Raw genomic sequence first — 8497 nt, 5'->3', positions numbered from 1 at the left:
GGCGGGGGGAACGCCGACCCCTGGTCGGCGTTCCCCCCGCCGCCCCCGCCGAAGAAGCGCCGCAGCGGCCTGCTCGCCGGCGTGGTGGCCGCCACGATCGTCGCCGGGGGCATCGGCGGCGGCGTCGGCTATGTCGTGGCGGACGGCGACGGGAGCTCGTCCACGGTCAGCCAGGAAACCGACGGCGACACGGCGGCCAGGCCGCCCGAGTCGGTCGCGGGGATAGCGGAGTCGGCGCTGCCCAGCGTGGTGACCATCGAGGCGGGCAGCGAGACCGAGGGCTCCTCCGGCACCGGCTTCGTCTACGACGAAGAGGGCCACATCATGACCAACAACCATGTGGTGGCCACCGCCGCGGAGGGCGGCACGCTCACCGCGACGTTCTCCGACGGCGCGAGCTTCGAAGCGGAGGTCGTCGGCCGCGCCGAGGGGTACGACGTGGCCGTGCTGCGCCTGGTCGGCCTCGACGGCAGGGATCTGGAGCCCCTCCCCATCGGGAACTCGGACCAGGTCGCCGTCGGCGACGGGACCATCGCGATCGGCGCCCCGTTCGGCCTCTCCGGCACGGTGACCACGGGCATCATCAGCGCCAAGGACCGCCCCGTCGCCTCCACCGACGGCCAGAGCAGCAACGCGTCCTACATGAACGCGCTCCAGACCGACGCCTCGATCAACCCGGGGAACTCGGGCGGTCCCCTGCTGAACTCGGAGGGAGCGGTCATCGGGGTCAACTCGGCGATCCGCGGCACCCCGGGCGGCACGGGCGAGGTCGGCAGCATCGGCCTCGGCTTCGCCATCCCGATCAACCAGGCGACCGCCGTGAGCCAGGACCTGATCGAGTCCGGTGAGCCCGTCTACCCGATCATCGGCGCCTCGGTCGAGCCGCCCACCGGCGAGGTCGAGGGGGCGAGGATCGTGCAGTCCTCGCAGGACGGCAGCGAGCCGGTCACGCCCAACGGGCCCGCGGACCAGGCGGGTCTGGAGCCGGGCGACGTGATCACGCAGTTCGGCGACACCCTGGTCGACAGCAGCCCGACGCTGATCAGCCAGATCTGGACGTACCAGCCGGGCGACTCGGTCGAGGTGACGTTCGAGCGCGACGGGCAGGAGCAGACGACCACCGTGGTCCTCGGCGAGCGCGTGGGCGACCAGTAGCGAAACCGATAGGCTGTCCGGGTGCGCGGCGTCCCCGCGCGCCCGGGAGGCTTGCCCGAGCGGCCGAAGGGAACGGTCTTGAAAACCGTCGTGGCGTAACCCGTCACCGTGGGTTCAAATCCCACAGCCTCCGCGAGGCGGCACAGCCGTGGTTCGTCGAAGGGGTGCCCGGAGGATTTCGGGCACCCCTTTTCAGCTGGTCTGATGCGGTCGCTGATGATCTTTTTTGTAACTGGGGTGCTCCGCTCCGTAAGATTTGTGGCCACAGTCATGCATGAACGATCGGTGGCGGTCACGATAGGGGGGTTCAGGTTCCCCGATGTGAAGACACCGAGAGAGGACCCGAAGGTCCGGTGACCGACTTCCTGCCCGCACGACCTACCGGCGTGGCCCCGTTGTCGCCGCTGCCCGCGGACTTCCGCGCGTTCCACCAGCTGTACCGGCCCGCGTATGTGCGCTGGGCCGAGCTCTACTTGGGCGGCAGGGCCGTCGCCGAGGAGGCCGTGGACCGGGCCTTCGAGCGGCTCGCCGCCGAGTGGGGTGACGTGCTCAGGCTCGACAGCCCCGCCAGTTACGCCTGGAGCGTGCTCAAGGACCACACCGTCGACGCGGCCCGCGCCAGCGGCCGGCGACCGGTGGTGATGGACACCGCGGCCTTCGAGACCCAGGCGCTGCACACGGCGGTCGACCCCATAGGGGAACTGGAGGAGAGCCTCGGCATCTACCAGGCCATCCGCGAACTGCCCGAGCGGCAGCACGATGTGATCGTCCTGCGGTACTGCATCGGCTACAGCACGGCGGAGACCGCGGACATCCTCGGCATCAGCGTGCCGGGTGTCCGTTCGACCGCCAGGTACGCGCGGCACCGGCTCAAGGAGGCGCTCGGCCTGCGGGACGACCCCGAGTCGGGCGAGGTCGCCAACGCGGCGGACGATGTCGAGGGAGCGGTGGGCGGCGCGGACGGCGCGGTCGACGGGGACCCGGCCGCCGGGGGGAGGGACGCATGACCCGTTCCATCGACCAGGCGCTGGCGCGGGCCATCCTCGTCCACCGGCCCCACACCTACACCGACCAGGAGATCGCGGCGGCCGAGGCGCGCATCGCCACCGGCATCGCCGACCGGCTGCACCCCTCGGCGCCGCGTCGCGGACGCGGGGAGCTGGCGGCCGACGCCCACGACCCGGAGGCGACGCGCCACCTGTCGACCCTGTGCAGGACCGTGGTCGAACAGGAGGGCGCGCTCCAGGACATGGCCGCGTTCCTCGGCCGGCGCATTCCGCAGCCGTACGGCGCGCGGGTGCTCGGTTGCGTGCTCCAGCTCGCGGGGCGCGAGGACAGCGCGCGTTTCTGGTGGCAGTTCGCGGCGGGCGCCGGTGACGGCGCCGCCTCGTACTGCCTGTATCTCCACCATCTGACGCTCGGCGAGACGTGGGAGGCCGAGCTCTGGCAGCGGCAGGCCGGGCGTGAACTCGGCATCGCGGAAACCGACTCGGATGCGGACCCGGACCCGGGCTCCGGGGCGTGCGCGGGCGTGGAGGCGCACGCGGGGGAGTGTCCGGTGGCCGGGGGCTGCGACAGGGCCCCGGAGGGGGAGCGGGCACGGCAACGGGACTCCTCGGGCGACGCCTTCGGGTGCGGCGACGAGGAGGAGGACGAGGAGTTCGGCCCCGACCCGGGCCTGGTGCTCCGGGTCCTCGCACTGCTGCACGGGGACGACGCGTATCTGACCGAGGCCGCCGCCGCGGTCGTGCACTACGTCCCCGACGCCGTGCACTTCGTCGACGAGGTGGAACTGCCGCTTCCCGTGGCCGACTTCGTACAGCGGATCGAGGAGCTGACGGCAACGGCGTGAGCCGGGTTTAAACGGCCGGTGTCCTTCGTGCGAGGGAATCACCCGGGGACGGGTGGTTCCGGTGGGATCCGTGGGCAACTCTGGTTCCGCGACGTCGTGAGTCCAAGGCAGCCAGGCCGACTGCCGTGCCCACCGCACCTCAGAGTCCTTCCACGGAGGCATCCACATGGCAAGCATCCGCACCGCCCGCGCCCTCACCGTCATGGCAGCCGTCCCGCTGCTGCTGGGCGTGGCCGGTGGCGTCGCCCAGGCCATCGACACCCAGGCGATCACCGACATCACCACGGCCTGGGGCTCCGGCAACCAGGGACTAGTCGGCAGCGGCGTCGGCGACGACAACGCGGGTAACTCGGCGACCACCCAGCAGTCCGCGATCGGTTCCGGCGCGACCAACGAGAGCAACACCGCGGGCGTCGTCGGCCCGGCGGTCTCCGCGATCGACCAGTCGGACAAGGTCTACACCATCGTCTTCGGCGCCTTGCGGTAAAGGACCGGTGACCGGTGGCGCTCTCCGCGCCCCCGGCCACCCGACATCGGGCAAGGGTCAGGCCGCGCGGTCACGCCTCCGGGCGTGGCCGCGCGGTCGCGTTGCCCCGTCGGCCGCCGCCTTCCGGCGGGTTGCCCCATGCGGATGAACCCGGGCGCCCGCCGAGTGTGTCGGCGCCGCCGCCTCCGGGGCCCCGCCTTGACTCGACCCCATGTGGTATGTCCATCACACCGGTCGTCGGTCCTGGCGCCCTCGGCTGTCCCTGTCGTCGCTCCTCTCCGGCGTCCCCGCCATCCCCGCCGTCCTCGCACTCGTCGCCCTCACGGCCACCGCCACCGCCACCGACACCGCGGCCCCGGCGCTCGCCGAGGCGCCCGCCCCGGGCTTCGCGCCCCCCGACATGAGCGGCGACCTCACCGCCCGCGGCGCCGAGATCTACGAGGGGCGCGGGTTCGACACCTGCGACGCGCCCTCGCTGGCCGCCATGCGCGACTGGCTCGACTCCCCCTACCGGGCCATCGGCGTCTACATCGGCGGCCGGGGCCGCGCCTGTTCGGCCCAGCCGCACCTCACCGCCGACTGGGTCACCGAGACCGACGCCCTGGGCTGGCGCCACCTCCCCCTCTACGTCGGCTCCCAGGCCCCCTGCGTCCGCAGCCCCGCGAAGAGCCGCGTGCCCATCGACGCCGACCACCCGCGTCGGCAGGGTGCGACCGAGGCCGCCGACGCCATCGCCTCGGCCGAGGCCCTCGGCATGGCCCCCGGCAGCCCGGTCTACCTCGATGTCGAGGACTACGACCACCACGACGCCGCCTGCGCGGACATCACCCTGGCGTTCGTCCAGGGCTTCTCGCGCCACCTCACCGACGAGGGCTGGATCCCCGGCTTCTACTCCAGCGCCACCTCGGGCATCGCCCACATGGAGAGCGCCCGCCTGGCCGGTGCCCCGGACCTACCGGACGTCCTCTGGTACGCCCGCTGGAGTACGCCGGCCGACCTGGACGCCGAGCCCGCCCTCGACCGGGCCGCCTGGCAGCCGCACCGGCGCGTTCACCAGCACGAGGGCGACGTCCGGGAGACCCATGGAGGCCGGCGCATGCACATCGATCGCAACCTGATTCACGCCCCCGTGGCCGTCCTTGAGGATGATCATCAGGTGAATCCCTGATCCTCCCTGAGGGATCGGGATGAGCCCCCTCCACCTAGGGGAGGTGGGGCCAGCACCCCTTCTACACCCTGGGGGGGATACCTCATCACGACCTGTGGCCGATCCCCCGGCCGGGTGATGTCTCCTAATTTGTAAGACATGACCACGCCCAGGACAGACCAGCCGGTGCAGCCACCGACCTTCACCTCATACGTGCAGGCCAGGGGCGCCGTGCTGCTGCGCGCGGCCCGTTCGCTGACCGCCAACCCCAGCGACGCCGAGGACCTGCTCCAGACCGCGCTCACCAAGACCTACCTGGCGTGGGAGAGGATCGAGGACCACCGGGCCGTGGACGGCTACGTCCGCCGCGCCCTCATCAACACCAGGACCTCGCTGTGGCGCAAGCGCCGCGTCGACGAGTTCGCGGTGGAGGAGCTTCCCGAGCCGGACCCGCTGCCGGGTCCCGATCCCGGGGAACAGCAGGCGATACGCGACGCGATGTGGCGCGCCGTCGTGAAGCTCCCCGCGCGCCAGCGCGCGATGGTCGTCCTGAGGTACTACGAGGACCTGAGCGAGGCATCGACCGCCGAGGTCCTCGGCGTCTCCGTCGGCACCGTCAAGAGCGCCGTCTCCCGCGCGCTGGCCAAGCTGCGCGAGGACGAGGAGCTGGCCGACGTGGCCCGCCCCGCCACGCCGGTGGGCATGGTCGCCGCGGCCTGAGTCGGCGCCTCGTCGCGCACCCCGTCGCGCACCCCGTCGCGTGAACTCGGCTCGCGCGCCCCGGGGTTGAACCCGGCGCAGGAGCTGACGCACACGGGCTGGCGCGGAGCGCGCGCCCGCACCACAATCACCGGTACCCCACCCGCATGGAGGCACCGGTGCTCGGCACGATGCAGGACGTACCCCTTCTGGTCAGCCGCATCCTGCGGCACGGCGCGACGATCCACGCCGACTCCCGGGTCACCACCTGGACCGGCGAGGGCTCGCCCCTGCGGCGCACGTTCGCCGAGAGCGGCGCGCGCGCCGCCCAGCTCGCCCACGCGCTGCGCGACGCGTGCGGCGTCACCCGCGGCGAGGTCGTGGGCACGCTCATGTGGAACAACGCGGAGCACCTGGAGTGCTACTTCGCGATCCCGTCCATGGGCTCCGTCCTCCACACCCTCAACCTGCGCCTGCCCGCCGACCAGCTCTCCTGGATCGTCCGGCACGCCGCCGACCGCGTCGTCGTCGTCAACGGCAGCCTGCTGCCCCTCCTCGCGCCGCTGCTCCCGCACCTCCCCTCCGTCGAACACATCATCGTCTCGGGCCCCGGCGACCTCAGCGCGCTCGACGGCGCACGCGCCGCCGTTCACTCCTACGAGCCCCTGATCGACGGCCGCCCCACCGCCTACGATTGGCCGGACCTGGACGAACGCACCGCCGCCGCCCTCTGCTATACCTCGGGCACCACCGGCCATCCCCAGGGCACCGTCTACAGCCACCGCTCGATCTACCTGCACTCCATGCAGGTCAACATGGCCGAGTCCATGGCCCTCACCGAGGCCGACACCACGCTGCCCGTGGTCCCGATGTTCCATGTGAACGCCTGGGGCATCCCCCACGCCGTCTTCATGTCGGGGACGGGCCTGCTGATGCCCGACCGGTTCCTCCAGCCCGCCCCCCTCGCCGAGATGATCGCGGCGGAACGGCCCACGCACGCCGCCGCCGTTCCCTCCATCTGGCAGGGCCTCCTGGCCGAACTGACCGACCGCCCCCGCGACATCTCCTCCCTGCGGTCCGTCACCATCGGCGGCTCGGCCTGCCCGCCCGCGATGATGAAGGCGTTCGAGGAGCGGCACGGTGTCCGCGTCCGCCACGCCTGGGGCATGACCGAGACCTCGCCGCTGGGCACCACCTCCAGCCCGCCCGCGGGGCTCACCGCCGAGGAGGAGTGGCCCTACCGCGTCTCCCAGGGCCGCTTCGCCGCCGGCGTCGAGGCCAGGCTCGCGGGCCCCGACGGCTCCTTCCTGCCCTGGGACAACGCCTCCGAGGGCGAGTTGGAGGTCCGCGGCCCGTGGATCGCCGCCGCCTACTACGGCGGCCACGGCGCGGAACCGCTGCGCCCCGAGGACCGGTTCAGCCCGGACGGCTGGCTGCGCACCGGCGACGTCGGCGTCATCTCGCCCGACGGCTACCTCACCCTCACCGACCGCGCCAAGGACGTCATCAAGTCGGGCGGCGAGTGGATATCCTCCGTCGCCCTGGAGAACCACCTGATGTCGCACCCCCGCGTCACGGAGGCCGCGGTCGTCGCCGTCCCCGACGAGCGGTGGGGCGAACGGCCGCTCGCCGCGGTGGTCCTGGAGATCGGCGAGGACGGGGGCGTGACGTACGAGGACCTGCGCGCCTGGCTGGGTGAACGCGTCCCCCGCTGGCAGCTCCCCGAACGCTGGACCCGGATCGACGCGGTCCCCAAGACGAGCGTCGGCAAGTTCGACAAGAAGAAGATCCGCGCGCTGCACACGGCGGGCGCCCTGGAGGTCACCCGCCTCGGGTAGTGCGCGCGGGCGCACGGCTATGTCAGTGCGCCCCGATCTTCGTCAGCAGGTCGACGATGCGCGCCTGCACCTCGGGGTTGGTCGAGCGCTCCGCGAGGAACAGCACCGTCTCCCCCGACGCGAGCAGCGGCAGCTGCGCCGGATCCATCTCCGCCGCCGTGTAGACGACGAACGGCGTCCGGTTGAGCAGCCCGTTCACCCGGAGCCAGTCGATGATGCCCGCGCGGCGGCGCCTGACCTGGTTGAGGTCCATCACCACCAGGTTGGGCCTGATCCGGGCCGCCACCTCCATCGCCTCGGCGTCCGAACTCGCGTGCGCCGCCTGCATCCCGCGCCGTTCGAGCGAGATCGCCAGCGCCTTCGCGATGGTCTCCTGCTCCTCCACCAGCAGCACCCGCGGCGGGTGCTGCTCGCTGTCGCGCGGCGCGAGCGCCTTCAGCAGCACGGCCGGGTCGGCGCCGTAGGCCGCCTCGCGGCTCGCCTGCCCGAGCCCGGCCGTCACCAGCACCGGCACCTCGGCCGCGACGGCGGCGGAACGCAGCGACTGGAGCGCCGTCCGGGTGATCGGTCCGGTCAGCGGGTCGACGAACAGCGCCGCCGGATAGGCCGCGATCTGCGCGTCCACCTCCTCGCGCGAGTGCACGATCACCGGCCGGTAGCCGCGGTCGGTCAGCGCCTGCTGCGTGGAGACGTCGGGCTCGGGCCAGACCAGCAGGCGACGCGGGTTGTCCAGCGGCTCGGGCGGCAGCTCGTCATCCGTCGGCGTGGGGCGGCGCCTGGGCTGCCCTCGCTCCGTCACCTCCACCGCGCCATTGGGCCCGTCGAGCGGCTCGGGGCCCTCGGCGGCGCCCGCGGCGGGCGCGCCGATCGCGAACTGGCGCCCGCGCCCCTGCGTTTCGCCGCGCGCCCGCGCGGGGGAGGCGCTCGCGGGCGCGCCCCCCTGGGCGCCCTCCGGCGCGTCCTGCTGTGGGCCGAGGCGCGGGTCGTCCGCGGGGGGCGTGGCCAGCTTCCTGCGGCGCGCGGGCGGCATCACGGCGGGCGGCCCCGCCTGGGGCACCGGCGCTCCCGCCGGCGCGGGCAGCTGCGGCGCCACCACCGGCACGCCCTGCCCCAGCGTCTGCACGCTGACGCCCGAGGCGCGCGCCTCGGACTTGGCGCGTTCGCTCCCCGGCATGGGGAGCGCGCGCGGCTGCCGGGGCGCGGGCCCGACCGGCGTGCTGCCGTCCAGGATCGGGCTCATGGCGACGACGGAGTGCTCGACCACCGGCGGTTCGTCCGACTCCTCGGCCCCGAGCGCGGGAGGGGCCGAGGAGTCGGAC

At 73.1% G+C, this 8497-nt stretch carries 7 protein-coding genes, 1 tRNA gene and 1 pseudogene; 8 read left to right on the top strand and 1 reads right to left on the bottom strand.

Features of this window, described 5'->3' with window-relative positions:
- From ADY01_RS28645 to ADY01_RS28610, 8 genes are all read left to right on the top strand, one after another.
- Nucleotides 1–1155, top strand: a 1155-nt coding sequence (locus tag ADY01_RS28645; RefSeq protein WP_049579288.1) for a S1C family serine protease, incomplete at its 5' end; no start/stop codon positions are given.
- A gap of 45 nt (nt 1156–1200) precedes the next feature.
- A tRNA-Ser gene (locus ADY01_RS28640) sits at nt 1201–1288 on the top strand.
- 220 nt (nt 1289–1508) lie between these two features.
- Nucleotides 1509–2162 (top strand): sigma-70 family RNA polymerase sigma factor, encoded by a 654-nt coding sequence (locus ADY01_RS28635; protein WP_234320448.1) that lies wholly within the window; start codon nt 1509–1511, stop codon nt 2160–2162.
- On the top strand, nt 2159–3007 hold the full coding sequence (locus ADY01_RS28630; RefSeq protein WP_049579286.1) for a hypothetical protein: 849 nt from the start codon (nt 2159–2161) through the stop codon (nt 3005–3007). The genes ADY01_RS28635 and ADY01_RS28630 overlap by 4 nt, the downstream gene beginning before the upstream one ends.
- A 166-nt stretch (nt 3008–3173) precedes the next feature.
- A complete protein-coding gene (locus ADY01_RS28625; RefSeq protein ID WP_049579284.1) occupies nt 3174–3494 on the top strand; it encodes a hypothetical protein in 321 nt (106 codons plus the stop codon).
- A 211-nt stretch (nt 3495–3705) separates the two neighbouring features.
- Nucleotides 3706–4662: a DUF1906 domain-containing protein gene (locus ADY01_RS28620; protein WP_078900696.1), complete on the top strand. Its 957-nt coding sequence runs from the start codon at nt 3706–3708 to the stop codon at nt 4660–4662.
- A 138-nt stretch (nt 4663–4800) separates the two neighbouring features.
- Nucleotides 4801–5361 (top strand): SigE family RNA polymerase sigma factor, encoded by a 561-nt coding sequence (locus ADY01_RS28615; RefSeq protein WP_049579282.1) that lies wholly within the window; start codon nt 4801–4803, stop codon nt 5359–5361.
- Between the two features lie 158 nt (nt 5362–5519).
- The gene (locus ADY01_RS28610) at nt 5520–7178 is read left to right on the top strand and encodes a long-chain fatty acid--CoA ligase (RefSeq protein ID WP_049579280.1); all 1659 of its coding nucleotides are present in this window, start codon (nt 5520–5522) and stop codon (nt 7176–7178) included.
- Nucleotides 7179–7200: 22 nt separating this feature from the next.
- Here the strand turns inward: ADY01_RS28610 and ADY01_RS28605 are convergent.
- Nucleotides 7201–8497: pseudogene (locus ADY01_RS28605) on the bottom strand (response regulator); the annotation flags it as partial.

The sequence above is a fragment of the Streptomyces sp. SBT349 genome, from assembly GCF_001083795.1.
GTDB lineage: Bacteria > Actinomycetota > Actinomycetes > Streptomycetales > Streptomycetaceae > Streptomyces.
Note: the sequence above shows the minus strand (reverse complement) of the source record. Positions and strands in the feature narration are given on the sequence as shown.

Bases quoted from the DNA above. Each gene is read 5' to 3' on its own strand.
- ADY01_RS28615 (WP_049579282.1), top strand. From the start codon at position 4,801: ATGACCACGCCCAGGACAGACCAGCCGGTGCAGCCACCGACCTTCACC.
- ADY01_RS28620 (WP_078900696.1), top strand. From the start codon at position 3,706: ATGTGGTATGTCCATCACACCGGTCGTCGGTCCTGGCGCCCTCGGCTG.
- ADY01_RS28625 (WP_049579284.1), top strand. From the start codon at position 3,174: ATGGCAAGCATCCGCACCGCCCGCGCCCTCACCGTCATGGCAGCCGTC.
- ADY01_RS28630 (WP_049579286.1), top strand. From the start codon at position 2,159: ATGACCCGTTCCATCGACCAGGCGCTGGCGCGGGCCATCCTCGTCCAC.